The sequence below is a fragment of the Mycobacterium sp. 3519A genome (genome assembly GCF_900240945.1).
Classification (GTDB): domain Bacteria; phylum Actinomycetota; class Actinomycetes; order Mycobacteriales; family Mycobacteriaceae; genus Mycobacterium.
In genome coordinates, this window is sequence record NZ_OESG01000013.1 from 1,925,544 (window position 1) to 1,951,701 (window position 26,158).

General features: G+C 66.8%; 25 protein-coding genes. 16 read left to right on the top strand and 9 right to left on the bottom strand.

The annotated features are described in order from the left end of the window. The first annotated feature begins 133 nt into the window (after positions 1-133). The 10 genes from C1A30_RS17150 to C1A30_RS17195 all read left to right on the top strand — a co-directional run bounded on the left by C1A30_RS17150 (position 134) and on the right by C1A30_RS17195 (position 11,086). Positions 134-1,708: an amino acid permease gene (locus C1A30_RS17150; protein WP_101950270.1), complete on the top strand. Its 1,575-nt coding sequence runs from the start codon at positions 134-136 to the stop codon at positions 1,706-1,708. 13 nt (positions 1,709-1,721) lie between these two features. Continuing rightward, a complete protein-coding gene (locus tag C1A30_RS17155; protein WP_101949396.1) occupies positions 1,722-3,188 on the top strand; it encodes an FGGY-family carbohydrate kinase in 1,467 nt (488 codons plus the stop codon). After that, positions 3,185-4,540: an iron-containing alcohol dehydrogenase gene (locus tag C1A30_RS17160; protein WP_101949397.1), complete on the top strand. Its 1,356-nt coding sequence runs from the start codon at positions 3,185-3,187 to the stop codon at positions 4,538-4,540. Before C1A30_RS17155 ends, C1A30_RS17160 begins: the two co-directional genes overlap by 4 nt. Positions 4,541-4,550: 10 nt before the next feature. Beyond that, on the top strand, positions 4,551-5,243 hold the full coding sequence (locus C1A30_RS17165; protein ID WP_101949398.1) for a 1-(5-phosphoribosyl)-5-((5-phosphoribosylamino)methylideneamino)imidazole-4-carboxamide isomerase: 693 nt from the start codon (positions 4,551-4,553) through the stop codon (positions 5,241-5,243). A gap of 10 nt (positions 5,244-5,253) precedes the next feature. After that, positions 5,254-5,991: a GntR family transcriptional regulator gene (locus tag C1A30_RS17170; protein ID WP_160112761.1), complete on the top strand. Its 738-nt coding sequence runs from the start codon at positions 5,254-5,256 to the stop codon at positions 5,989-5,991. Between the two features lie 102 nt (positions 5,992-6,093). After that, positions 6,094-7,467, top strand: coding sequence for a glutamine synthetase family protein (locus C1A30_RS17175; protein ID WP_101949400.1), 1,374 nt, complete (start codon positions 6,094-6,096; stop codon positions 7,465-7,467). After that, positions 7,454-8,233 carry a gamma-glutamyl-gamma-aminobutyrate hydrolase family protein gene (locus C1A30_RS17180; RefSeq protein ID WP_101949401.1) on the top strand — a complete coding sequence of 260 codons (780 nt, stop codon included), beginning with the start codon at positions 7,454-7,456 and terminating at the stop codon, positions 8,231-8,233. Before C1A30_RS17175 ends, C1A30_RS17180 begins: the two co-directional genes overlap by 14 nt. Further along, positions 8,230-9,594: an aldehyde dehydrogenase gene (locus C1A30_RS17185; protein ID WP_101949402.1), complete on the top strand. Its 1,365-nt coding sequence runs from the start codon at positions 8,230-8,232 to the stop codon at positions 9,592-9,594. The genes C1A30_RS17180 and C1A30_RS17185 overlap by 4 nt, the downstream gene beginning before the upstream one ends. After that, positions 9,591-10,367 carry a 3-oxoacyl-ACP reductase gene (locus C1A30_RS17190; RefSeq protein ID WP_200828369.1) on the top strand — a complete coding sequence of 259 codons (777 nt, stop codon included), beginning with the start codon at positions 9,591-9,593 and terminating at the stop codon, positions 10,365-10,367. The genes C1A30_RS17185 and C1A30_RS17190 overlap by 4 nt, the downstream gene beginning before the upstream one ends. Beyond that, positions 10,367-11,086, top strand: coding sequence for a FadR/GntR family transcriptional regulator (locus tag C1A30_RS17195; RefSeq protein ID WP_101950271.1), 720 nt, complete (start codon positions 10,367-10,369; stop codon positions 11,084-11,086). Before C1A30_RS17190 ends, C1A30_RS17195 begins: the two co-directional genes overlap by 1 nt. A 37-nt stretch (positions 11,087-11,123) precedes the next feature. Here C1A30_RS17195 and C1A30_RS17200 read toward each other — a convergent pair whose 3' ends face one another. Then, positions 11,124-12,332, bottom strand: coding sequence for an ROK family transcriptional regulator (locus tag C1A30_RS17200; protein WP_101950272.1), 1,209 nt, complete (start codon positions 12,330-12,332; stop codon positions 11,124-11,126). A gap of 104 nt (positions 12,333-12,436) precedes the next feature. On the opposite strand from C1A30_RS17200, the gene C1A30_RS17205 reads away from it, so the two are divergent. Further along, positions 12,437-13,846, top strand: a complete 1,410-nt coding sequence (locus C1A30_RS17205; RefSeq protein ID WP_101949404.1) for an APC family permease — start codon at positions 12,437-12,439, stop codon at positions 13,844-13,846. Between the two features lie 7 nt (positions 13,847-13,853). On the opposite strand, the gene C1A30_RS17210 is transcribed toward C1A30_RS17205, so the two are convergent. Continuing rightward, entirely contained in the window at positions 13,854-14,102 is a 249-nt protein-coding gene (locus C1A30_RS17210; protein ID WP_101949405.1) for a hypothetical protein, read from the bottom strand. Positions 14,103-14,216: 114 nt separating this feature from the next. Here C1A30_RS17210 and C1A30_RS17215 point away from each other — a divergent pair, with 114 nt between their 5' ends. Then, complete coding sequence (locus C1A30_RS17215; protein WP_160112762.1) at positions 14,217-15,701, top strand: PAS domain-containing protein; 1,485 nt, start codon at positions 14,217-14,219, stop codon at positions 15,699-15,701. A gap of 87 nt (positions 15,702-15,788) precedes the next feature. On the opposite strand, the gene C1A30_RS17220 is transcribed toward C1A30_RS17215, so the two are convergent. The 4 genes from C1A30_RS17220 to C1A30_RS17235 all read right to left on the bottom strand — a co-directional run bounded on the left by C1A30_RS17220 (position 15,789) and on the right by C1A30_RS17235 (position 19,717). Further along, positions 15,789-16,253 carry a GreA/GreB family elongation factor gene (locus C1A30_RS17220; RefSeq protein WP_101949407.1) on the bottom strand — a complete coding sequence of 155 codons (465 nt, stop codon included), beginning with the start codon at positions 16,251-16,253 and terminating at the stop codon, positions 15,789-15,791. Positions 16,254-16,360: 107 nt separating this feature from the next. Next, complete coding sequence (locus tag C1A30_RS17225; protein ID WP_101949408.1) at positions 16,361-17,626, bottom strand: FAD-binding oxidoreductase; 1,266 nt, start codon at positions 17,624-17,626, stop codon at positions 16,361-16,363. A 37-nt stretch (positions 17,627-17,663) separates the two neighbouring features. Beyond that, complete coding sequence (locus tag C1A30_RS17230; RefSeq protein WP_101949409.1) at positions 17,664-18,071, bottom strand: SPW repeat protein; 408 nt, start codon at positions 18,069-18,071, stop codon at positions 17,664-17,666. A 119-nt stretch (positions 18,072-18,190) separates the two neighbouring features. Next, complete coding sequence (locus tag C1A30_RS17235) at positions 18,191-19,717, bottom strand: CdaR family transcriptional regulator (RefSeq protein ID WP_101949410.1); 1,527 nt, start codon at positions 19,715-19,717, stop codon at positions 18,191-18,193. Between the two features lie 66 nt (positions 19,718-19,783). On the opposite strand from C1A30_RS17235, the gene C1A30_RS17240 reads away from it, so the two are divergent. Further along, positions 19,784-20,113, top strand: a complete 330-nt coding sequence (locus tag C1A30_RS17240; protein ID WP_101949411.1) for a metalloregulator ArsR/SmtB family transcription factor — start codon at positions 19,784-19,786, stop codon at positions 20,111-20,113. 11 nt (positions 20,114-20,124) lie between these two features. Beyond that, complete coding sequence (locus C1A30_RS17245; RefSeq protein WP_101949412.1) at positions 20,125-20,925, top strand: GntR family transcriptional regulator; 801 nt, start codon at positions 20,125-20,127, stop codon at positions 20,923-20,925. On the opposite strand, the gene C1A30_RS17250 is transcribed toward C1A30_RS17245, so the two are convergent. Continuing rightward, entirely contained in the window at positions 20,876-21,616 is a 741-nt protein-coding gene (locus C1A30_RS17250) for an HAD family phosphatase (protein WP_101949413.1), read from the bottom strand. The genes C1A30_RS17245 and C1A30_RS17250 overlap by 50 nt on opposite strands. Positions 21,617-21,661: 45 nt before the next feature. Between C1A30_RS17250 and C1A30_RS17255 the strand changes: the two genes are divergently transcribed. Beyond that, the gene (locus C1A30_RS17255) at positions 21,662-22,585 is read left to right on the top strand and encodes a choline kinase family protein (RefSeq protein WP_101949414.1); all 924 of its coding nucleotides are present in this window, start codon (positions 21,662-21,664) and stop codon (positions 22,583-22,585) included. 7 nt (positions 22,586-22,592) lie between these two features. Further along, entirely contained in the window at positions 22,593-25,040 is a 2,448-nt protein-coding gene (locus tag C1A30_RS17260) for an FAD-dependent oxidoreductase (RefSeq protein WP_101949415.1), read from the top strand. Between the two features lie 111 nt (positions 25,041-25,151). Here C1A30_RS17260 and C1A30_RS17265 read toward each other — a convergent pair whose 3' ends face one another. Both C1A30_RS17265 and C1A30_RS17270 read right to left on the bottom strand, forming a co-directional pair. Then, complete coding sequence (locus C1A30_RS17265) at positions 25,152-25,541, bottom strand: nuclear transport factor 2 family protein (RefSeq protein WP_160112763.1); 390 nt, start codon at positions 25,539-25,541, stop codon at positions 25,152-25,154. A gap of 96 nt (positions 25,542-25,637) precedes the next feature. Then, positions 25,638-26,075: a PPOX class F420-dependent oxidoreductase gene (locus C1A30_RS17270; protein WP_101950273.1), complete on the bottom strand. Its 438-nt coding sequence runs from the start codon at positions 26,073-26,075 to the stop codon at positions 25,638-25,640. Between the last annotated feature and the right edge of the window lie 83 nt (positions 26,076-26,158).

The following is a 26,158-nucleotide window of genomic DNA, read 5'->3' on the forward strand; positions in this document are numbered from 1 at the left end:
AGCAATCGCAGGTCGACTAGCTGGCGTTTTGGGTGTTTCCGAACTGTCTCCCTGTCGATATTGACGTGCGCATTCGCCCTCATTATTGTCCAAGTTGTCTGACAACTTGCGCCAAATTGCCAAGGAGGGCGCCATGGCGGAGAACAAGCGGGCAGTCGGATCGGTCACCTATCGGGACGCAGAACACGGTTATTTCGAGCGGCGCAAGCTGCGCAGGCACGCCGCGTTCTGGTCGCTGTGGGCGCTCGGCGTCGGCGCAGTGATCTCGGGGGATTTCTACGGCTGGAATGTCGGCCTGGACGCCGGCGGCTTCGGCGGCCTGCTGATCGCGGGCGTGATCATCACGGTGATGTATTACGGCCTGTGCTACAGCATCGCCGAGATGTCGCCTGCGTTGCCGCACACGGGCGGCGCGTACTCGTTCTCGCGGTCCGCGATGGGGCCGTGGGGCGGTTTCATCACCGGTCTCGCCGAGAACATGGAATACGTCATCACCCCCGCGGTGGTGGTGAGTGCGATGGGATTCCTGTCCCACGACATCGTCGTCGAGCTCGTCGCGACCGACGGATGGTGGAACAGCCCCGTGTTGTGGGCCGCGGTGTTCTACATCATCTTCGTCGGCATCAACATCATGGGCATAGAGATCACCATGCGCTTCACCGTGGTGATCACGGTGTCGGCGCTCGCCATCCTCGGATTCTTCTATCTCGCAGTACTTTTCTCCGGCAAGTTCGACTTCAGCCTGCTGACCAACATCCCGCCGGAGGAGGGCGGCAGCAGTTTCCTGCCGAAGGGCATCGCGGGTATCTTCCCCGCCCTGCCGTTCGCGATCTGGTTTTATCTGGCGATCGAGGAACTGCCGCTGGCCGCTGAGGAATCGCACGATCCGAAGCGCGACATCCCACGTGCGACGATCTGGGGTCTGAACACGCTGGTGCTGTTTGCGATACTGACCCTGTTCCTGAACACCGGTGTCGGGGGCGGCGCGGCGGCCATCGGCACCTCGGCGACGCCGTTGTTCGACGGGTTCAAGGCGGTGTTCGGCGACGGCACCGGTGCCGCGGTGCTGGCCACCATCGGATTGATCGGGCTGATCGCGAGCTTCTTCACGATCATCTACGCCTACGGGCGCAACACCTATTCGCTTTCTCGCGCAGGCTATTTCCCGCAGGTGTTGTCGATCACCCATCCGAAACGGCACACCCCGTACGTCGCGCTGATCGCAGGCGCGATCGTCGGGTTCCTGCTCGTGTGGCTGATGTACCTGCTCGGCCAGAGCGAGAATGCGCTCGCCGGCAAGATCGTCGGTGCGCTGCTGTACATGGCCGTGTTCGGCGCGGTGATCTCCTACTTCATGCAGTGCATGTCGTTCATCATGTTGCGGCGCAAACTGCCGAACATCGAACGGCCGTACCGCAGTCCGTGGGGCGTCGGCGGTGCCGCCGTCGCGGGATTCATCGCGCTCGTCGCACTGATTTCGCTGTTCTTCAACGCCGACTACCGGCCCGGCGTGGTCGGCACGCTGGTCTACTTCGTGATCGGCCTGCTCTACTTCGCGATCGTGGGCAGGCACAAGCTGGTGCTCTCACCTGAAGAGGAGTTCGCGCTGTCGCACGGGCAGTACGGCGTGAATCTCGACAAGGAGGGCTACGGCGCGATGTCGGCGACCGAGATCAAGACCGACGACACGAAGTCCACGTCAGCGTGAGCTGAGGCGTGCCGTGTCCCTGGTCCTGGGAGTCGACGTCGGCTCGCAGAGCATCAAGGTCGTCCTCGTCGACGAGAGTGGCGACGTGATCTCCACCGGCGCGGCCGCCCTGAGCATGACCCATGCGCACGACGGCTGGGCCGAGCAGGACCCGCAAAGGTATTGCACCGCACTGCGAGACGCCGTGTGCGCGGCGACGGCCGAGGTCGATTCGTCGCGGGTGACGGCGATCGGCCTCGGCAGCCAGGTCGACGGTGTGGTCGCCTGCGATGCCGACGGCGCGCCGCTGCGAGGCGCGATCATCTGGCTGGACAAGCGGGCCACCGAGCAGTGTGACCAACTGGTGGCCGCGGTCGGCGAGGAGGCGTTGGCCGAGCGGACGGGCCTGGTCGCCGACGCCTCACACAGCGCACCGAAGATGATGTGGATCCGCGACCACGAACCCTCGGTGTGGCAGCGCACGGCGACGCTGGCGCCCGTCGGGTCGTATCTGCTGCATCACCTGACCGGTATCCACGCCCAGGACGCCGCCAACGCGTCGTCGACCATGGTGTATGACGTCAGCCGCGGTGACTTCGACGAAATGCTGTGCACCGCAGCAGGTCTGGATTCGTCGATGTTCGCGCCGGTGCGCCGGTCCACCGATGTGGCAGGCACGCTGCTGCCGGACGTGGCTGCGGATTTCGGGCTGTCCCCGGCATGCGAGGTCGTCGTCGGCACCGGTGACGAGCACGCCGCGTCGGTGGGTGCAGGCGCGATCGAGTCCGGTGTGGTCGTCGACGTCACCGGCACCGCCGAACCGGTGACCACGGCGTCCGACGCTCCGGTGCGCGACCCGCTGGGCCTCGTCGAGACGCACGGTCATGCGGTGCCCGGTGCCTGGCTGATCGAGAATCCCGGATTCGTCAGCGGCGGAAGCACTCTCTGGCTGGCCGGGCTGCTCGGGGTGCCGCAGGCCGACGTCTTCCCGTTGGCCTGCACCGCGCCCGCGGCCAGTGCAGGGGTGCTGTTCCTGCCCGCGCTGTCCGGGGCGACGGCGCCGCGGTGGAACGACAAGATGCGGGGTGGGCTGCTCGGCCTTGCGATGAACCACACCCCGGCGCATATCGCCAGGGCGGTGCTCGAGGGATGCGCATACGCGTTGCGCGACATCGTCGAACGCCCCGACGCGATGGGGCTGGGCCGTGGCGAGGTCCGCATCGTCGGCGGCGGTGCGCGCGACAACCTGTGGGCGATGATCAAAGCCAGCGTGCTGGGCAGGCCGGTGCGCCGGGTGCTGACCGAGGAGGCCACCGCGGTCGGGGCCGCGATGGTCGCCGGCGTCGGCACCGGGTTCTTCGCCGACTTCACCGCGGCGTCGAGCGCTGTCCGACTCGCCCCAACCGCGATCGAACCCGACCCGGAGGCGTGCAAGACCTACGCGGAGGCCTACCAGCGCTACCTGGCCGCGTTCGACGCTGTCGAATCGGCGCTGGGATGATCACTGTTCCCGACCCGGCGAAGCTGCTGGCTGATCTGCGCACCGCCGGTCACGACGGGCTGCCCGAGGTCGACGTCCGGATCGGAAAGTCGGTGTTGAACACCGCAATCGCCGACAGCATCGACAGGTTCGTCGGCAGGGAGCCGTTGATCCTCAGCGACGGCGGACCCTACCGCACACCGGACGGGCCGGTGGTGGATCGGCTCGCGAACCACCTCGGCTGCCGCGTGGTGCAACTCGGCACCGGGACGGTGAAGGCCGACGAGGAGACCGTCGACCGGGCCGTCGGCGAGGTGGGCGAACACCGGCTGCTGATCTCCGTCGGATCGGGGACGCTCACCGACATCGCGAAGGTCGCCGCGCAACGCACCGGCAACCACCACGTCGCGGTCCAAACCGCGTGCAGCATCAACGGTTTCATCGCCGACCGCAGCGTGCTGGTGATCGCGGGTGCCAAGCGCACCGTGCGGTCGCGGTGGCCCGACGTGCTGGTCGCCGACACCGACATTCTGGTTGCGGCGCCATGGCAATTGAATCTGGCTGGGGTGGGCGACCTTTCGACGGTGCCCAACGCGGTGGCCGAGTGGCGGCTGGCCGCCCGGCTGGGGCACGGCCCGCCGTACACCGCGGCCGTCGTCGACGACGTGCTCGCGGCGGGCCCGACCCTGCCCGCGCTGGCCCGCGCGGCACGCGACGGCGAACCTGACGGAATCGCCGATCTGGCAAGGCTGCTGGCGGTCAGCGGCCTTTCGATGGGCATCGTCGGGTCGACGGCGCCCGCGTCGGGCACCGAGCACGCGGTGTCGCATCTGATGGAGATGGCGCGCGGCCGCCAGGGCAGGCCTGCCGCGGCGCACGGGATGCAGGTCACGGTCGCGACCAGGTTGGCGGTGCGGGTCTGGCAGTTGGTGGACGCCACGATCCGCTCCGGAGACGCGAAGGTGCAGGTTCCCGACGAGGCGACAAGCCGCGATGCCGTCGCACGCGCATTCGCCGACTTCGACCAGCAGACCGCCGAGGAATGCTGGACGGCGTACTCGGCCAAGCGCGAATGGTTGCTGGCGCACCAATCCGCGGTCGAGACGGTGATTTCCGAGTGGGACGAGTTCTCGCGGTCGCTGGTGCTGGCCTCGCCGGAGGAGTTCGACGAGATCGGCAGGGCCAGCGGGTTGCCCAGCCGGGCGCAGGACCTCGGCGACGGCTACGACGACGAGCTGTTGTGGTGGGCGTTGCGGAATTCGCATCTGCTGCGGGAACGGATTTCGATCACCGACCTCGCCGACCTTCTCGGCGTGTGGTCGGACGACACGGCGCGGTCGATCGTGGCCGACGCCGCCAACGCAACCGGATAGGAGCGCTGCCGTGTCCAACTTCGTGTTCATGCTGACCCACGGCGACAGGACCGTCGAACACGCCGCCGATGTGGTGCCGCAACTGGCAGACACCGGACTGCGGTACATCGGGTTCAAAGATGTCGGCGCCGACGCACCGCGACAGCGGGCGTTGACGGCACTGGCCCACGACGCCGGGTTCGAGGTGATGCTGGAAGTGGTGTCGACCAGTAAGGAGGAGGAGTTGGCGTCGCTGCGTGCGGCGGCCGCGGCAGGCGTCGACTGGGTGCTCGGCGGCACGCACGCCGCCGAGGGGGCCGACATCGTGCCCGACACCGTGCGCTACTGCCCGTTCCCAGGAAGGGTCGTCGACCATCCGAGCGTGCTGCTGGGCAGCATCGACGAAATCGCGTCAGACGCCGAAAGGCTCACGGCGATGGACCATGTCAGCGGACTGGATCTGTTGGCGTACCGTCATCCGACCGCCGATCACGAGGCGTTGATCCGTGCGGTGGTCGCGCGTTCGCGCGGCACGGTGATCGTGGCCGGGTCGATCGCGAGCATCGACCGTGTGCTGGCCGTGCGCGAGGCAGGCGCGTGGGGCTTCACCATCGGCAGTGCGATATTCGACGGCATGCTGCCCGGCGCACCGTCGGTGCCCGATCAGGTGCGCGGTGTGCTCGCGGCGGCCACCGCCGACGCCGCCGGGACGAGCCGGACGTAGGCTTTTGCCCGTGTCCGGCCGAACCCTGCTTGCCGACCGGTTGCGTGATGAGCTGCTGGCGGAGATCTCCGGTGCGCAGTTGCAGCCGGGGGCGAAGCTGCCGACCGAGGGCGAACTGGCCAAGCGGTTCAAGGTATCTCGCGCGACGGTGCGAGAAGCGGTCCGCGGACTGGTGGAAGCCGGGTACGTCACCCGGCGTCGTGGTTCGGGCAGTTACGTCACCGAGCGTCGCAGGATGCCGCACGGCTTGGACTCGACGCTGAGCTACCTCGCGATGATCGAGACGGCGGGCGCGCACGCCGGGATGCGTGTTCTCGCGGCCGCCTTCGAACAGAGCTGTGGGGACGACGCGCCGCTGCAACTGCGACCCGGTGAAACTGTGCTGGCGGTCGAACGGGTGCGTACCGCCGACGACCAACCGGTGATCTACTCGCTTGATCGCATCCCGGCCCGGCTGTTGCGCCCCGGCCTCGATCTGACCGAGCTGGACCCGTCGCTGTTCGCGTTGCTCAGCTCCTGCGGCCACGCCGCCGACCACGCAACCGCGACGCTGCGGGCGGTCGCCAGCACCAGCCACACCGCGAAGGTGCTCGGGATCCGGCGGGGCAGGCCGCTGCTGTACATCGAGGAGATCGACTACGGCCGCGACGGCACGCCGGTGATGCTGTCGCGGGAGTGGCACGTGTCCGAAGCCTTCGACGTGCGGATCAACCGCAGGGCGACCAGTGTCCGCGCATCCACGGCATAGGCAGAAATCTATTGGTCGGGTAACCTACCTTTAGCGTGAGAATTCGGTAAATCTCCAAGGTCAGGCAGGCGGGAGGCGGTTTCCAATGGTTGACTTCTCGTCATGACTGGCATGCTGTCGCAATCAGAGCTCGAGTCGCTGGTCGCAGCGGGCGACATCGACACCGTCATCGTGGCGTTCTGCGATATGCAGGGCAGGCTGACCGGTAAGCGGGTGTCGGCCCGGCTGTTCGTCGAGGACGTCGCCGCCCATGGGTGCGAGTGTTGTAACTATCTGCTGGCGGTCGACGTCGACATGAACACCGTCGACGGATATGCGATCTCGAGCTGGGAGACCGGCTACGGCGACATGGTGATGACGCCGGACTTCGCCACGCTGCGGCTGATTCCGTGGCTGCCCGGCACCGCGCTGGTGATGGCGGACCTGTCGTGGACCGACGGCACGCCGGTGACGCAGGCGCCGCGCAGCATCCTGAACCGTCAGATCGACCGGCTCGCGGAGAAGGGCCTGGTGCCCTACGTCGGCACCGAACTGGAGTTCATGGTGTTCGACGACGGCTTCCGCGAAGCATGGGCGAAGGGATACCGCGGGCTGACCCCTGCCACCGACTACAACGTCGACTACGCGATGTTGGCGTCGACGCGAATGGAGCCGCTGCTGCGCGACATCCGGCTCGGCATGGAGGGCGCCGGAATGTACTGCGAGGGCGTCAAAGGCGAATGCAACTACGGCCAGCAGGAGATCGCGTTCCGCTACGACCATGCCCGGCTGACGTGTGACAACCACACCATCTACAAGAACGGTGCCAAGGAGATCGCCGACAAGCACGGCAAGAGCCTGACGTTCATGGCGAAATTCGATGAGCGCGAGGGCAACAGCTGCCACATCCACATCTCGCTGCGCGGCATTGACAACGAGGGCCGGCCTGGTGTTCCTGTGTTCGCCGACGACCAGGATGAACTCGGGATGTCGCCGATGTTCCGCAGCTTCATCGCGGGACAGTTGGCCACCATGCGGGAGCTGACGCTGTTCTACGCGCCGAACATCAACTCCTACAAGCGGTTCGTCGAGGGCAGCTTCGCGCCGACGGCGATCGCGTGGGGTCTTGACAACCGCACGTGTGCGCTGCGCGTCGTCGGCCACGGACACGGGATGCGGATGGAGAACAGGGCGCCTGGCGGCGATGTGAACCAGTACCTCGCCGTGTCGGCGCTGATCGCGGGTGGACTGTACGGTATCGAACGCGAGTTGGAGCTGCCGGAAGCGTTGGAGGGCAACGCCTATACATCCGGTGCGGAGCGGCTGCCGACCACGTTGGCCGAAGCGGCGGCGCTGTTCGCCAAGTCCGAGGTGGCGCGGGAGGCGTTCGGCGACGACGTGGTCGAGCACTACTTGAACAACGCGCGGGTGGAACTCAACGCGTACAACAGCGCGGTGACGGATTGGGAAAGGGTGCGCGGCTTTGAACGCCTTTGACGCGAGAAGCGAAGGCGGATCGCGCAGATACAGACCTGTCATCGGTCTCACCACCTATCTGCAGCAGGCACAGACCGGCGTGTGGGATGTGCGGGCCAGCTTCCTGCCCGCGATCTACTTCGAAGGGGTCAACCTGGCCGGGGGAGTCGCCACGCTGCTACCGCCACAGCCGGTCGATGCCGACATCGCCTCGCGGATCCTCGACGGGCTGGACGGGCTGATCATCACCGGCGGCCGGGACGTCACCCCGGAAAGCTATGGCCAGCAACCGCATCCGGCCACCGACGAGGCGGTGGCGGACAACCGGCAGCGCGACGCGCTGGAGTTCGCGTTGGCCGAGGGGGCCATCCGGCGCGGCATGCCGCTGCTGGGCATCTGCCGCGGCGCGCAGGTGATCAACGTCGCGCTCGGCGGCACGCTGCATCAGCACCTGCCCGACGTCATCGGCCACACGCATCACCAGCAGGGCAACGCGGTGTTCTCGACGTCGGCGGTGCGCACCGTGCCGGGCACCCGGTTGGCGTCGCTGATCGGCGAGTCGTCGGATGCGCAGTGCTATCACCATCAGGCGATCGACCGGCTCGGCGAGGGACTGGTCATCAGCGCACAGGACAGCGACGGCGTGATCGAGGCCGTCGAGATCCCCGGTGACAACTTCGTTTTGGCGGTGCAGTGGCATCCCGAGGAACGGCTTGATGATCTACGGCTGTTCGCCGCGGTGGTGGAGGCGGCGGCGGCATATGCAAAGGAGAAAGTGGACGCGTGACTTCATCTGACGTGATCAACCCGGCGACCGAGGAGGTGCTGCGCACGGTCGAGCAGACTTCTGAGGCGGAAGTCGACGACGCGGTCGCGCGCGCCAAGGCGGCACAGCGAAAGTGGGCGGCGCTCGCCCCCGCCGAGCGGGCGGCGGCGCTGCGGGCGTTCGCCGCGACGGTGGACGCGCATGTGGGTGAGCTCGCGGAGTTGGAGGTCGCCAACTCCGGGCATCCGATCAGCAACGCGGAATGGGAGGCGGGCCACGTCCGCGATGTGCTGCAGTACTACTCAGCGGCACCGGAACGGTTGTCCGGCAAGCAAATTCCGGTCGCGGGCGGGCTGGACGTCACGTTCAACGAACCGCTCGGTGTCGTCGGCGTCATCACGCCGTGGAACTTCCCGATGACGATCGCATCATGGGGTTTCGCGCCGGCGCTGGCGGCGGGCAACGCGGTGCTGGTCAAACCGGCCGAGTGGACGCCGTTGACCACTATCCGGCTCGGTGAACTCGCGGTGGACGCCGGCCTGCCCGCCGACCTGTTCCAGGTGCTGCCCGGTAAGGGCTCGGTGGTGGGGGAGCGTTTCGTCAGCCATCCCGACGTCCGCAAGATCGTGTTCACCGGGTCCACCGAGGTCGGCACCCGCGTGATGGCGGGCGCGGCCGCGCAAGTCAAGCGCGTCACCCTGGAGTTGGGCGGCAAGAGCGCGAACATCGTGTTCGACGACTGCGACCTGGAGAAGGCCGCGGCGACCGCGCCGTACGGTGTGTTCGACAACGCCGGGCAGGACTGCTGCGCGCGCAGCCGGATCCTGGTGCAGCGCAATGTCTACGACCGGTTCATGGAACTTCTCGAACCGGCCGTCAAGGGCGTGGTGGTCGGTGACCCGAGGAACAAGGACACCGAGATGGGGCCACTGGTGTCGAAGCCGCACTGGGAGACGGTCGCGTCCTACGTGCCCGACGATGCACCAGTGGCGTTCCGCGGTGAGGCCCCGTCAGGCGCGGGCTACTGGTTCCCGCCGACGGTGCTGACCCCGTCGCGCACCGACCGCACCGTCACCGAGGAGATCTTCGGCCCGGTGGTGACGGTGCTGCCGTTCGACGACGAGGCCGACGCGATCGCGCTGGCCAACGACACCCCGTACGGGCTGTCGGGGTCGATCTGGACCGACAATCTGTCGCGGGCGTTGCGCGTCTCGCGTGCGGTGGAATCCGGCAACCTGTCGGTGAATTCGCATTCGTCGGTGCGCTACAACACGCCGTTCGGCGGTTTCAAACAGTCGGGACTGGGCCGCGAACTCGGCCCCGACGCGCCGCTGTCCTTCACCGAAACTAAGAACGTCTTCTACGCGATCGGAGATGCCTGATGGACCTGACCCAACGACTGGCCGGCAAGGTCGCGGTCATCACCGGCGGCGCCAGCGGTATCGGATTGGCCACCGGGCGGCGCATGCACGCCGAGGGCGCGACGATCGTAGTCGGGGACATCGATCCGACGGCGGGTAAGGCCGCGGCGGACGAACTCGACGGATTGTTTGTCCCCGTTGACGTTTCCGACGAAGCGGCGGTCGACAACCTGTTCGACACGGCCGCCGACACCTACGGCTCCGTCGACATCGCGTTCAACAACGCGGGCATCTCCCCGCCCGAGGACGACGTCATCGAGACGACCGAATTGCCTGCCTGGCAGAAGGTGCAGGACATCAACCTCAAGTCGGTGTACCTGTCCTGCCGGGCGGCGCTGCGGCACATGGTGCCCGCCAAGAAGGGTTCGATCATCAACACCGCGTCGTTCGTGGCGGTGATGGGCTCGGCGACATCGCAAATCTCCTATACGGCGTCCAAGGGCGGCGTGCTGGCGATGTCACGTGAGCTCGGAGTCCAGTACGCGCGCAGCGGTATTCGCGTCAACGCGCTGTGCCCGGGGCCGGTCAACACCCCGCTGCTGCAGGAGTTGTTCGCCAAGGATCCCGAGCGCGCCGCACGACGTCTGGTGCACGTGCCGATGGGCCGGTTCGCTGAACCCGAGGAACTCGCCGCGGCGGTGGCGTTTTTGGCAAGCGACGACTCGTCGTTCATCACCGGTGCCACCTTCCTGGTCGACGGCGGCATCAGTGGCCACTACGTGACGCCGATGTGATGTCGGTCGACCCGGACGTTCCGCTGGCGAGTGAGGCATTGCTGCGTCCGGTGCGGCCCGGGAATCCGTTCGAGGACACCGTGGAACGGCTGCTGCAGACCATCAGGCTCGGTGTGCTGCAGCCCGGCGAATCGCTGCCGCCCGAACGGGAACTGGCGGCCAAGCTCGGCGTCAGTCGCGACACGGTGCGCGAAGCCATCAAATCGCTGGCCGACGCCGGGTACCTGGTGTCGCGGCGCGGCCGATATGGCGGCACGTTTTTGGCCGACGAACTGCCACGGCACACCGACGCCCCGCGCGTCTCCCGCGAGGAGATCGACGACGCGCTGCGCCTGCGCGAGATCCTCGAGGTGGGCGCCGCGCGGATGGCGGCCAGTCGCACGCTGACCGCCGCGGAACGGGAGGTGCTGTGGTCGCGGCTGTCCGATGTGCGCGGCGCGCCGCCGGACGACTATCGGCGGCTGGACTCTCGGCTGCATCTGGCCATCGCTGAGGCGGCCGGTTCGCCGTCGCTGGTTCCGCTGGTGGCCGAGAACCGGATGCGGCTCAACGCGTTGCTCGACCAGATTCCGTTGTTGCCGCGCAACATCGCGCACTCCGACGAACAGCATGAGGCCATCGTGGTCGCAATCCTCGCCGCCGATGCCGACGGTGCGGCTGCGGCGATGCGGGCACACGTCGCGGGTTCGGCCGCGCTGCTGCACGGCTTCCTGGACTGACTGGGCGCGAGCCCGGTCTGCTCGCGAGGGACGGGGGTCAGGCCTCGCTTGCTGTTCGCCGCACGACGCGGTCGAAGACCAGATCCCATGCGGAGTCCTTGGCCGATGCGATGGCGCCGACAAGCACGGCGTCCTCGCCGAGATGCCCGCCGACGATATCGGGCACGACCGGAATGGTGGTTGCCAATTCGCGGCGGATCGGCTCGGCCAGCAGGTCTGCATTGAGTCCGATGCCGCCTGCCAACACGATCACGCCAGGGTCCAGCACGGCGGTGACGATCGAAACCACCTGTGCGAGTTTGGCAGCCTCGTCAGCGACGACGCGCAGAGCCAGCTCATCGCCTCGTCTTGCAAGGTCGAAGACCGCCTTCGCCGACCGCACGTCGCGCAGTCCGGCGTCGTTGGCGGCCGAAACCACCGCCTCGGCGGCCGCCGCGGTCTCCACAGGCCCCGGGCGGTGTTGGGCTACTCCGGCGGGCACCCGGTCGAACGGCAGATCGGCGATCTCGCCCGCCGCGCCGTGCGCACCGCGGAAGAGGTTGCCGTTGAGCAGCACACCCATCCCGATGCCGGTGCCGACGGTCAGACACGCGACCACGTCGACGCCCTGTGCCGCACCGCGGGCGTGCTCGCCGACCACGGTGAGATTCGCGTCGTTCTCGACAATCACTTCCGAACCACCGGCGCTCAGTGCTTCGACCAACTCACCGAGCAACCCCCTGCGCTCCCAGCCTGGCAGGTTCGGCGCGCGGTGTACCGAACCTGTCGCAGGATCCGGAATCCCTGGTGTACCAACCACACTCACCACGATGTCGCCCGGTTTCAGCCCGGCTTCGGTGATGGCGTGTTCGACCGATGTGCACGCGGTGCGCAGCAGCGCGGTGCCTGAGCGACTCCTGTTCGGCTGGTCGACGCGGCTCACGACGGACCCGTCGAGGTCTGCGACCGCAACGCGGATCATCCGGCGTCCGATGTCGACACCGACGATGTGCCCCGCGTCAGGGGCGGTTCGATAGATGACCGCGGCGCGGCCAGGCCCTGATGCGCTCCGACCGATCGCGCGCACCAGGCCGTGCTGCTCCAAGTCCAGCAACGCTTGGCCCACTGTGGGTTTCGACAGTCCGGTGTCGTTGGCGATCTGAGGTCGGGTGGCCTCGCCGTACATACGGAGCCGCTCCAGCACCAGTCGCTGGTTCAGCGCGCGCATGCTCGCCGGTGTCCCCGCCTGCGGCGCTACGTGACCCACCACCGTGTCCGTCTCCGTTCCAGTCGCAGGGAATTTACACACCGACGCTTCCAGACGCGGCGATTCTATGTTAAGAAACTTTCCTAACAAACCAAGGAGGCGTCGTGAGTTCCCCATCCCTCAGCTCAGCGGCGGTGTCCGGGCAGCCCGCGCTCGAACGCAAGATCGGCCCGGTGCAGGCCACAGCCATCAACATGACGCAGATGTGTGGCATCGGCCCGTTCGTCACCATTCCCGCAATGGTCGCGACGTTCGGTGGACCCGAGGCGATGTTCGGATGGATCATCGGCGCGATCCTGGCGCTCGCCGACGGCCTGATCTGGGCCGAACTCGGCGCGGCCATGCCCGGTGCCGGCGGTACCTACATCTACCTGCGCGAGGCGTTTCAGTACCGCACTGGTCGGCTGATGCCTTTCCTCTTCGTCTGGAGCGCAGTGCTTTTCATCCCGCTGATCATGTCGACAGGCGTGATCGGGTTGGTGCAGTACCTGGGCTACCTCATCCCTGGCGTGACCGACGCCGACGGCAACACCGGTCTGGGGAAGATCATCGGAATCGGCATCACGCTGGTGATCATGGTGGCGTTGTTCCGCAAGATCGGGCAGATCGGCAAGCTGACCACGGTGCTGTTCGTCATCATGCTGATCGCGGTGCTCAGCACGATCGTCGCCGCGTTCACCCACTTCGACGGCGCGCAGGCGTTCGCGTTCACGCCGGGGGCGTTCGGGAGTCACGGCACGTTCTGGGCGGGTCTCGGCGCGGGCCTGATCATCGCGATCTACGACTACCTCGGGTACAACACCACGGCGTATCTCGGTGCCGAGGTGCGCGATCCGGGCCGCACCATCCCGCGCTCGATTGTGTTCTCGATCGTCGGCATCATGAGCCTGTATTTCCTGCTGCAGGTCGGCGTGCTGGGTTCCGTTCCGCTCGAGGAGTTGAAGACCGCGACCTCGGTCGCGTCCACGGTGCTGGAGCAGGCCTGGGGATCGGGCACCGCGCAGGTGATCACCGTGCTGATCGTGGTGGCTGCCATCGGTTCTGTGTTCGCCGGACTGCTCGGCGGGTCGCGCGTCCCGTTGGAAGCCGCCCGCGACAAGGTGTTCCTGCCGGTCTATGGCGAACTGCACGCCAAACTGAAGCTACCGACCGCCGGCGTGCTGACGATGGGCGTGATCACGATGATCGGCTCGCTGTTCACATTGACCACCATCATCAACGCGGCGGTGGCGACGCTGGTCATCATTCAGTCGTTGGCGCAGGTGGCGGCAATCATCGTGTTGCGTCGTCGGCAGCCGAATCTCGTACGCCCGTACCGCCAATGGCTGTACCCGGTGCCGACCGTCGTCGCGCTGATCGGGTGGGTGTACATCTATGTGTCGGCCAGCTGGCTGTCGATCGGCCTGTCCGTAGGCTGGATTGCTCTGGGCGCCATCGCATTCCTCATCTACGCCAGGGCCGAGCACACGTGGCCGTTCGGGCCGAAGGAGATCAAGGAAGCCTTCGCCTCGTAGCGGTGTGCTAGGGCGCAGCGGAGAGGCTGCCGTCGGGCTCGACATGCACGGTGCCGGTCTCGTGGCTGCCCGGCGTCTCCGGCATCACATGTCGCCCTTCTGGGGCGCGGCGCCGCAGGACGTACAGCAGACCCCCGAGCGCCAGCACACCGGAGACGATCGCCGCAGGCCACATCAGAACCTCGGCCAGCCAGACGCGCCGCTGAATCCTGACCATCCGCCGTGGCGCATCTCGCAGCCGGGCCAACTTGTTCATGCACCTGATATGCCCGGCCAGGGGTCGGTGAAAACGCGAACACCGTCGCGAATCCGACGTTCCGCGGCGTTGTCCAGTGAATGGATTCCGGGCCGCTTCGGCGTTAATCAAGATGTGGGTGAGTCGCAACGCCCCGACGTTCCTTCTCCGGAAGGCAGTTCGCCCTGGCTGGTCAGCCTGTTCGAGCTTTCGCCAGATCTGATGTGCCTTGGTATCGATGGCTACTTCAGATTGGTGAATCCGGCATTCGAGCGAACGTTGGGGCACAGGATGGAGGACTTCCTCTCGCGCCCGATGCTCGATTTCGTCCACCCCGACGACGTGGAGCGCACACGCGCTGCGTTCACGGTGCTTGCGCGCGGGGATGAATTGCGCCAGTTCGAGAATCGCTGCATCTGCCGGGACGGTTCCGTTCGTTGGCTGCAGTGGAACTGCCGCCCTCAGCCCGACGCAAACGGTCTCATCGCCGCAGCGGCCCGGGACATCACGGACAGTGTGCGACGAGTGGAGCAGGCCGCGTTGCGCAAGGTCGCGACGGTCGTGGCGCATGGCGCCGCCCCGGGCGAGGTATTCATCACCGTGGCGGCCGAGATCGCGGACTTGCTAGGCGCCGACTTGACACTGGTAGGCCGCTACGAACTCGACGCATCATTCACCTACCTCGCCGCCGGCGGAAGCGTGCAGGCGCCGTCGCTGCTGAAGGATCGGCTGAAGTTGGGAGGCGAGAACCTCGCGACGAAGATCAGAGATAGCGGCAGGCCGGAGTGGATGAGCTACGCCAACGCGAGCGGGCCGATCGCGGGGTTCGCCCACCGAAACGGGTTGCGAAGCGCAGTGGGGACGCCGATCCTCGTGGACGGCCGGATTTGGGGCGCGATGTTCGCCTGCTGGACACAACACCGTGAAATCCCGACGGAGACGATGGAACGGCTGTCCCAGATCACCGAGTTGGTCGCCGCAGCTATCGTGAACGCCCAGACGCGCGCTGCCCTGATCGAATCCCGGGCGCGCGTAGTCGCTGCAGGAGATGCCAGTAGGCGTCGGATCGAGCGCGACCTTCACGACGGTGCACAGCAACGGCTGGTGGCCCTGGCCCTCAAGATGCGCTCGCACGAAGCCGAGGTCCCACCAGAGCTCACAGACTTGTTCCGCGACGTGGCGTCCGGGCTCGAAGACGTCCTCAACGAGATCCGTGAACTATCCCGCGGTATCCACCCCGTCGCGCTGTCACGTGCGGGGCTGGCATCGGCGTTGCGGACGCTCGGAGACCGCGCCCCGCTGCCAGTCGAAGTCGCCGTGCGGATCTCCAAACGTCCTGCGGAGCGAATTGAGATCGCGGTCTATTACGTTGTCGCTGAAGCGCTGACGAACGTCGCCAAACATGCGCAGGCTGCGCGCGCCGTCGTCGAGGTGGACGGGACTGATGGACTCATCCGCGCCGTCGTATCAGACGACGGCATCGGCGGAGCCGATTTATCCCGAGGCTCAGGACTTCTCGGCCTCCGCGATCGCGTCGAGGCACTGAACGGGACCATGACGGTGAGCAGTTCGCCATCGGGTACGACGCTGGTCGTCGAACTTCCGACGGCCGGCGACTGATCGCGGTGGGACCGATGACGGGCGAGAGGGCCTAGGCACCGCTCCGCCGTCCGATTCCCATCGCTGCAACGCGGTTACCTCGGGCACCTAGTTCACCTCCGCGCTGTGCATGCCGTACGGCACGGCGCGCAGCAACGTGACGGTCAGCGTGACGCCGCTGGGCAACGTGTAGGAACACCGCTGGCCGACCCGGGCGCCCGCGATGGCCGCGCCGAGCGGCGACTGCACGGAGTACACCTCCATATCGCCGTATTCGGCGCCGCGGACACCGAGCAGGAACGTCTCGGTATCGCCGGTGTCGTCGTAGCGGATGGTGACGACCATGCCGGGTTCGGCGACCCCGTCGTCGGGTGGATCCTCACCGACGACCGCGTTGAGCAGCAGATCGTGAATCTGTTGGATGCGGGACTGCCAACTGCGCTTCACCGCGGCGGCGTTCTCGTCGGTGTCATCGTCGACCGATCCCGCTGACAGTTGCCGAAGGGTCGCCAGCTCGCGATGCAGGCGCTCGTAGGCCTGCGGTGAAATCCAAACACGTTGTGTCGCAGTCATTGATGACTCCTTTCCAAGATGAGAGGTTGTCGCCAGGGGCGGGCCCAGCCATCAGCGCCGCCCCTGACGACTCGCGAGCCCCTCAATGGGGGCCAGGTTCGAAATGCTCAGCGGCCGACCCGGCGCAGCGGGTCGAATTCGCGCAAGCTCTCGGGTTGTTTTCCGGTGGAAATCTGTTCTGCCAGTAGGCGTCCGGTTACCGGGCCGTGTGCCAGCCCCCACATGCCGTGCCCGCCTGCGACGTAGACTCCGCGCGACACTTCGCCGATCAGCGGCCTGCCGTCGGGGGTGACCGGGCGGGAACCCACCCAGATGTCGCTGCGCTCGTCCCACCGCACGCCGTCCAGCAACGGGCTGGCCGAGGCGACGATCGCGCCCACCCGGTCCGGTATCACCGGCGCGACGGGGTCGCGGAACTCCATGGTGCCCGCCACCCGCAGCGCACCGTTATATGGCGTGCACGCCACCCGCACGTCCGGCAGATAGATCGGGCCGAGGACGGGGCGGTCGACGGGCACGGTGAACGAATAGCCGCGACCCGCCTGCACGGGCACGCGGACTCGACCCCCCGCCAATCTCGGAAGCCATGCGCCAGTGGCGATCACGGCCGCGTCGGCGGTCAACGGCGCGCCGCCGCGCGGGTACACCTTGACACCGTTGCCCGAACTGAACACCCCGTTGACTTCCAGCGTCCGTATCGGCGCTCCGCGCTCCGTGACCGCGCGGCCGAGGGCGTGAACGAAGCGGCCGGGGTCGACGAATCGTTGCCCGTTGACGTTCAGCGCGGCGGTGATCGCCCGCGACGCGAGCGGCACGTGGTCGCGCAGTGCTGCACCGGACAGGGCCGTGACATCGATTGTCTGGCCTGCCTTCTCGAGCTGACGAAGCTCTCGCAGCATGTGCTCGGCTTCGTCTGTAGTGCGGAACAAGGCGGTGATCGGGGCATCGGTCACCGGCGCGTCGACACCGTTGGCGACGAGGACGTCGAACGCTTCTACGCAATCCTCGTTGAGTGGGACACCCGCCCGTACCGCCCGATTCCACGACGACCGCCTGCAGTTCAGGGCGAACTGCATCAAGAAGACCGCTAGTGACGAGTCGGTGGTGAGAGGGATGTGCAGCGGGGACGACGAATCCAGCAGCGCACGCAGTCCGTAACGCAGCACCGCGGGCGAGTTCAACGGAATCGTCAAGGCCGGCGAAACCCATCCGGCGTTGCCCCACGACGCGCCCGCCGCCACTCCGCTGCGGTCGACGACCGTCACCTCGATCCCGCGCTCCTGCAGGAACCACGCCGTCGACAACCCGACGATGCCCGCGCCGATCACGATCACCGATCGCGGCCCGCCGTCGATGCGTTCGGCGCCGGCCATCACAAACCTCCCTCGTTGAAACTTCATTGCTCCCGACCTACCAGCGAGCCAGGCGAAACCGCGTGTCGTACCGCGAAGCCGCATCGCTTGGCCCGGTCTCCGTCAGGCCGATGTGCTCGCGTCGTCGGTAACCGATCACACCGAGCGCCGTGATCAACGCGCCGACGACCCAGGCCGTCATGGCCAGGTCGTGGGTGACGAATCCACCGACCCATGGCGAGACGAACAACGCGGCTCCGATGATCGCCAGCGTGACGAAGTCGTAGGTCGGATCGACCGCGAGCAACGACCATAGCGCGACCACAGCTGCCAGTCCGCCAAGACCGATCAGCACCGCTGTCCCTGTCGTCGGGACCGGCATCGCAACTCCGCGAAGAACACCGACAAGGCCGACTGCCAGTGCCGCCCGCCCGATCCACGACTTGCCTCGATCCACCACCGTCATCTCCCATCACACTTCGTCTTGATTCCAGGGTGGGGGAGACGCAGACAGGCAGGCTTGCCCGGGCCGGACAATGACACCCGCGCGCTTTGTTCGGTTCCGACAACCGTCGACAGGGACCGTCAGGGGGTGTCGACGGCCGCCAGTTCGATCATCATCGCCAACCGTTTTTTGGCGTCGTCCAGTGGAAGGCTGGTGATCTCGCTCATCTTGCGCAACCGGTACCGCACGGTGTTTTCGTGCACCCCCAACCGCTTGCCTGCCGCGACAGGATCGCCCTGAGCCTCGAGCCATGCCCGAAGGGTCACGACGTAATCGGTGGCGTTCTCGCGGTCGTGGCGGCGCAACTCGGCGACGGGGCCACGGTCCGGTGCGCGACCCGACCGGGCCGCCGTACGCAACCGTTGCAAGAGGATGTCGTCCCAGGACTCGTCATACGCGGGCGGCGGTGTGCCCGTCGCGCACCCAACATGTAGGGCCAAGCACTCGTCGGCCTCCTGGCGCGCCGCGACGAGGTCGGCGATTCCGGTAGGGCCACTGATTCCGGCCAGCGTCGTCGCGCCGTCTGGCAGCGCCGCGTGCAGACCCGCGACCCACCGCCGGGCCGTCTCCGACTGTTCGCCAGGCAACACGGTGTACACCGTGTTGCCTGCCAGCGCGCTGCGTCCGGGTCGAGACCAGCCGAAACCGGCGGTGGCACGGTCGAATGCCAGCAGCAGGGCGGCATCCCGGTCGGCTCCGATGACCGCCTGCAGCGCGATCACGCGCAACAGACCCCGCGGCAGCCCCAGTCGGCTGGCCGCGGTGGCCGCATCCGCGCTGCCCTCCAGCAACCGGATCACCAGGTCGGACTCCACTTGGCGTTCCAAATCGGCACTCGCGCGTGACCGCAACAGATGCAGCGCCACGGTGCGCGCCCCGTCGGCCAACGCGGTGAGCGCGTCGCCCTGCAGCGGCGCGCCGCACGCCACCCACACCGACCCGATCAGTTCACGACCGGAGCGCACCGCCACCACCATCCGCCCGGTCACACCGTGATCGGAGTCGGGTCCGACGAACAGCGGTTGATCAGAGGCGGCCAGATGCGCGGAAACCCCTTGGGCATCGAAGAATTCGCGCAGCCGTGCAGGCGCCTGACGATCCAGGATGGTCTGCACTCGCGCCGGGTCGGCGTGTCGTTGCATCCGTGAATACGCGAGAACCCTCGTCAGCCTGTCCTCGATGGTCACTGCGCCGCCGGTGGCCTCCGCGAGGCTGTCGGCGAGCGCGAACAAGTCTGTTGGGCCGCGGCCGGATTCGGTTTCCCGGCCCTCCAGCACCAATCCGTAGACGACGGCGGCCAACTCGCTCCACGACATCGCGGGGTCCACCACCATCACAGCCACACCCTCGGCCAGGCCTTCGAAGGCGCTGTCCTCGTCGTCGCCGCGGAACAACACCACCACCGCATGCGCTGCGGCCGCCCACCGCACCGCCTCCTTCACGGTGCGGGCGCCGACACCCAGCAGCACGTCGCCGACATCGACGCGATTCTCGGTGCGTTCGTGCAGGATGACACTGCGCAATTCCGTGCTGCGCGGTATCGGGCAGAACCTCAGCCGAACACCGAAGTTCCCCAGCACGTTGACCAGGCGGTCCAAGGTGACCACAAGCTTCGAGCCTAGCCACCTGAGTAGTTGCGCCGTCTGATCCGGTCGAGGGATTAGCCTTGACGAATGACGCACTCCGGTGATCAGACGACGGTGCGGCGGGCATCGACGGCCCTCGCCGACGTCGACACCTCCGGTTGGGCGCAACGGTTCGACCTGCTCTCCGATCCGAACCGGCTGGAAATTCTGCTGGTCCTGCACCGCGCTCCCGGCATCTGCGTCGGCGACCTCGCGGCGGTGCTCGGCCGGTCGGAGAACGCCGTCTCCCAGGCGTTGCGGGTGCTCAGGCAGCAGGGGTGGGTATCCTCGACGCGCGTCGGCCGGCTGGTCAGCTACCGGCTCGAGGACGAAATCGTGCACGACCTGCTGCACCGGATCGGCGCCCGGCACGGCTGAGGCCTTAGGTTATGCGCGTGTTGACGATGGCTGATCCGCTGCTCGCGGATCGCCCCGACTTGGCCGATTCCGGAGAGCCCGCCCATACCAGGATCGGCGGCTGGCTCGAGAAGCTGATCGTGTCGCGCCGGTTGGCGCCCGGCGACAAGCTTCCCGCCGAGGTGGAGATCGCCAACGCGCTCGGCGTCAGCCGGATGACGTTGCGCCAGGCGCTCAGTGCCATCGAAGCCAAGGGGCTCATCGACCGCAGGCGCGGCCGGTTCGGCGGAAACTTCGTCGCCGCACCGAGATTCGAGTTCGACCATGCCAGCCTGCCCGGCTTCACCGAGCAGATGCGCCGCATCCACGTCCAGGCGGGCGCCCAGGTGCTGCGGGCGACGACCCGCCGCGCAGGCACCGACGTCCGGCAGGCACTGGGCCTCGCGCGCGGCGCACAGGTGCACGAGATCCTGCGCGCCCGACTGGCCAACGGTGAGCCGATCGTGCTGGAGGAGGCGTATCTGCCCGCCGCGGTCTTTCCCGGCCTGCTGTCCGCCGACCTCACCGGCTCGCTGTACGCGGCGATGCGTGACTATGGCGCATCCCCGTACTCGGCCGACGAGGAACTCGAGGCGACACAGGCCAACGACCAGCAGGCCGAGATTCTGGGCGTCGCACCGGGCAGCCCGCTGTTGTTGATCACCAGAACGTCGTTCACCGACGACGGTGTCGCGGTCGAATTCTCCCGCGACTACCACCGCTCCGACCGGGCCCGCATCCGCATCAAGTCGCGGGTGGAACCGGGTTCGCCTGCCCGCGACGCCAGCGGATGAGCGGCGTTTCGATCAGCGCGGGGGACAGCGCGGTGACGATGGCGGGCGCCGCGGCGGTCAACTCGGAGCCGGGATCGGCCGCGCACACCGCGATACAGTGCATGCCCGCCGCCACCGCCGCCCGCACGCCGGGCACCGAGTCCTCGAACACCAGCACATCGCCGGGGCTGCGGCCGAGTTCGGCCGCCGCGGAAAGGAAGCCCTCCGGATGCGGTTTGCCGTTGGCGACGTCTTCTTCCGCGATCACAAAGCTGATCCACTCGCCGGTGGGGCTGGCGGCGAGCACCGCCTCGACGTCGTCACGCTGCGCGCCGGTGACAATGCCCACCGGTATGCCGTTGTCCACCAACAGTTTCACCAAATCGGCCGCGGCAGGTCCGATCGGGTTGTGGTCGGCCACCTGCTGCTTGTACGCGCCCTGCCGCAGCCGCAGCAGCTCGGCCACCTCGGCGTCGGTGCCGCGGCCGTGCAACCGCACCGCGTGCTCGATGATCTCCCTGTCGCTGCGCCCGAGCAGGTCGCGGCGGTAGTCCTGCGCCGTCATCGCCCAGCCGAGGTGGGCCCGAAACAGCTCGCGGAAGATGTCGAACAGGATGTGCTCGTCGTCGGACAGCGTGCCGTTGAAGTCGAACACCACCGCGGGCCGGTCACTGCGCAACCACGTGTCGATGACTACAGAGGCCGGCGGCATGGCAATAGTCTAGACCTTTAACCGAGCCGGCGTTACAGTGAACCGATGCCGTTCCCGTCGACCGACGCGCAACTCGACGCGCTGCTGGACGAGATCCCGGCGCTGGCCGGTCGGCCGCGGCAACTGCAGGAACTGTCCGGCGGGCTGACGAACTGCAACGTCAAGGTCACCACGCCGGGCGGCGTCTACGTCGCCCGGTGCGTCGACACCTCCAACAACTTCCTGGCCATCGACCGCGATGACGAGTACCACAACTCCGTTGCCGCCGAGCGGGCGGGCGTCGGCGCCCCGGTGATCGACTACCGCCCCGACCTCGGCATCCTGCTGCTGGGCTACCTGAACGGAAAGACGTTGTCCAACGCGGACTTTCAGCGCCCTGAGGTGCTCGCGAAAGTGGCCGCGGGTTGTCGCGCACTGCACTCGGGACCGCGGTTCCGCAACCGCTTCGACATGTTCGAGCGGCAACCGTCGTATCTGAAGACCGTGCTCGACAACGGGTTCAAGATGCCGTCTGACTATCTGGAGTACGCGGACACCTTCTGCCGGATCCGCGACGCGCTGAGGGCCATCGATCAGACCACCGTCCCGTGCAACAACGACCTGCTCGCGGAGAACTTCATCGAAGACGGCGAGCGGGTGTGGATCATCGACTACGAGTACTCCGGAAACAACGATCCGTGCTTCGAACTCGGCAACACCTGGGCGGAATGCGGGCTGACCACCGATCAGCTCGACGACCTCGTCGCCACGTACTACGGCCGCAGGCTGCGGCACAAGACCGCGCGGGCCCACTTGCAGGGCATTGTCGGCAGGTACGGCTGGACATTGTGGGGCTGCATCCAAAGTGCCACCAGCGCACTCGACTTCGACTTCTGGAGTTGGGGGATGCAGCGCTACGAGGCCGCCGTCGCCGAATTCACGAGCCCGCACATCGACCGCCTGCTCGAAGACGCCCACGCAGAAGACTGAGGATCACATGGCCACCCCTTCGGTTCCCGACCGCGCCCACGTCGTCATCATCGGCGGCGGCGTCATCGGCACCAGCGTCGCCTATCATCTGACCAAGCTCGGCATCACCGACGTTGTGCTGCTCGAACAGGGCCAATTGTCGTGCGGCACAACGTGGCACGCCGCGGGGCTGGTGGGTCAACTGCGCGCGTCGGAAAGCGCGACCCGGTTGGTGCAGTACTCCACGCAGCTCTACGCCGAACTTGAAGCCGAGACCGGGCTTTCGGCGGGCTACAAGCAGTGTGGGGGAGTGACGGTCGCGCGCACCGAGGACCGGATGATCCAGTTGCGGCGCACCGCCGCCAACGCCGCCGCGTTCGACATGGAATGCGAGCTGCTCACCGGTGAAGAGGCGCTCGAGCACTATCCGGTGATGCGCGTCGACGATCTCGTCGGAGCGATCTGGCTGCCCGGCGACGGCAAGGCCAACCCCACCGACCTGACCTTCGCGCTGGCCAAAGGCGCCAGGATGCGTGGCGCTCGCATCATCGAAAAAGTCAGAGTCACAGACGTTCTCACCGCCGGCGGCCGTGCCACCGGCGTCCGCACCGAGCACGGCGACATCGAGGCGGAAATCGTCGTCAACTGCGCCGGCCAGTGGGCCAAACAGGTGGGCGCGATGGCCGGCGTCAACGTGCCCCTGCATTCGGCCGAGCACTTCTACGTGGTCAGCGAGCACATCGACGGTGTGCACCCCGATCTGCCGATCCTGCGTGACCCGGACGGCTACACGTACTTCAAGGAGGAGGTCGGCGGCCTGGTCGTCGGCGGCTTCGAACCGGAAGCCAAGCCGTGGGTGGCGCCCGACGCGATTCCCTACCCGTTCGAATTCCAACTCCTGGACGAAGATTGGGACCACTTCGAGGTTCTGATGAACAGCGCACTGCTGCGCATTCCCGCCCTCGAGGCGACGGGTATCAAGAAGTTCTACAACGGACCGGAGAGTTTCACCCCCGACAACCAGTTCATCCTCGGCGAAGCGCCCGAGGTCGCCAACTTCTTCGTCGGCGCCGGGTTCAACTCCGTCGGGATCGCGACCGCAGGCGGTGCCGGCCGTGCCTTGGCGGAGTGGATCGTCAACGGCGCGGCGACCAGCGATCTGACGGGCGTCGACATCCGCCGGTTCGCGCCGTTCAACGGCAACAACCGGTGGCTGCGTGACCGGGTCGCCGAGGTGCTCGGCATCCACTACGAAATCCCGTGGCCCAACCGCGAAATGACCACCGCCAGACCGTTCCGCCGGTCACCGGTACATCACCTGCTGCAAGCCGCGGGCGCGAACTTCGGCAGCAAGATGGGCTGGGAGCGGGCCAACTTCTTCGCGCCCGACGGCGTGGAGCCCACGATCGAATACACCTGGGGCAAGCCGAACTGGCTGCCGTGGTCGGCCGCCGAGCAGGCCACCACCCGCACGGGCGTCACGGTGTTCGACCAGACCTCGTTCTCGAAGTACCTGCTCGTCGGGCGCGACGCCGAGACGGCGCTGCAGTGGCTGTGCACTGCCGACGTGGCCGTCGACATCGGCACGTCGGTCTACACCGGAATGCTCAACGCGCGGGGCACCTACGAGTCCGACGTCACCGTCACTCGCACCGGCGCCGAGGAATACCTGATCGTGGCCAGCGCGGCTACCACCGAACGCGATAAGGACCACATCCGAAAAAGCCTGCCCGACGGTGCGAACGCCGCACTGGTCGACGTGACCTCGGCGTACGCGGTGTTCGGCGTGATGGGGCCGAAGTCCCGGGATCTGTTGTCCTCGCTCACGTCGGCTGACCTCTCCGACGACGGGTTTCCGTTCGGCACCAGCCGACTGATCTCGCTCGGCTACGCCACCGTGCGGGCCACCCGGATCACGTACGTCGGCGAATTGGGTTGGGAGCTCTATGTTCCCGCGGAGTTCGCCGTCGGCGTGTACGAAGACCTGATCGAAGCGGGCGCGGGCCGCGGCGGCTACTACACGATCGAGTCGCTGCGCCTGGAGAAGGGGTACCGCGCGTTCGGCAGGGAGCTGACCCCGAGCGAGAACCCGGTCGAGGCCGGTTTGTTGTTCGCGTGCAAGCTGAAATCGGATATCGGGTTCCTCGGCCGTGAAGCCGTCGAGAAGGCCAAGGCCGAAGGCCCGCGCAAGAAACTGGTGGGCTTCAAGGTGGATTCGCCCGACGCCATGCTGTGGGGCGGCGAGTTGGTCATCCGTGACGGCGAGGTCGCCGGCCAGGTGACGTCCGCGGCGTGGGGCGAGACGACCGGGTCCTGCGTCGGGCTGGCGTATCTACGCGCGTCCGACAATTCGGTCGTTACCATCGACTGGATCAACGCGGGCAGCTACCAGGTGAACGTGGGCGGCCAGTTGTATCTGATCTCGGTGTCGACCAAGCCGCTCTACGACCCCACCAACGCGCGCATTCGCCCATAACAAGACGGCAGCTTCGGTAAAGCTATAGCGTGTGACGACCGAATTTCGCGACGGTGCCGCCGATAACGCGCATGCGTTGCATCGCACACTGCTCGCGGCGGGAAACCTTCTTTACTGCAGAACGGCTGCCAACGCTTGCGTGTCGGGCAAAATGCGCTCCTCGACAAGCTTGCCCCAAACGACACGAGCGAATGTCGTGCTGCGATAGACCACCCGCTCGTCCTGCATCGCGACGTAGCGAGTGGCTACCCGCGTAGACCACGGGGGGCCCTCGACAACCATGTCTTCCACTTCGAAGCGCAGTCGTGGTAAGCGGTGGAAAAGTTGGTTGCGCAGCCATGCGCGGAGCTCGTCGGAACCCCGTAGATCAGCTGCGAGGGGATGGTCGCCTAAGAAGACGAAGTGGACGTTTTCCGCGAGTGGTAGTTCATCAATACGCTGATCAGATAGTCGCTGCCAACTTGCGGGGGCCTGCTTGCGTACCAACCACTGGTAGATCATTGAGCGACCGTACGTTGACTTGCGAAGTGTTGACCGCGCATCAATGGATTTGTGCCAGGACCTCAGTTGCGGGTACAAGCCCATACCGGCTGGCAGCTATGTTCGGGGCGCCCACAGGCCTACCCCGCCTACCTTCTCGATTGTGATGCGAGTCAGGTATCCGGGCGGTGCGTCGGGCGGCGGGAAATCAGTGTCGGGGCCGAATATCGTTGTGGCGATATCGTCGAGCAGTTCTGGAGCACCGCCCTCCTCGACGCGCGCCGTGCCCTTGATCGACAGGTAGGGCGTCTGCGGCCCACTGCGGTCGGTGGAGACGATGGTCACCGCGACGCGGGGATCACGTCGGATGTTGCGGATCTTCTGATGCTCCAGCAGGTGAGCGGTGACAAGCTCATCGCCGCCGTCGGCTGTACGCTGCACCGCCACCCAGACCACGCTGACTTGCGGGCTGCCGTTGCGATTGATCGTCACCAGTGTTGCCGGGCCGGACCCGAGGAGTTGGCGTGCGCTGTCGTCGAGTTTCATGATGTTCATTGCGTTCTCCTGATTCACGTTTTTGGGCATCTGCTTTTCATCCATAGGACGAAGAGGCAGTGCGTAATCCGACAGCCTGACCG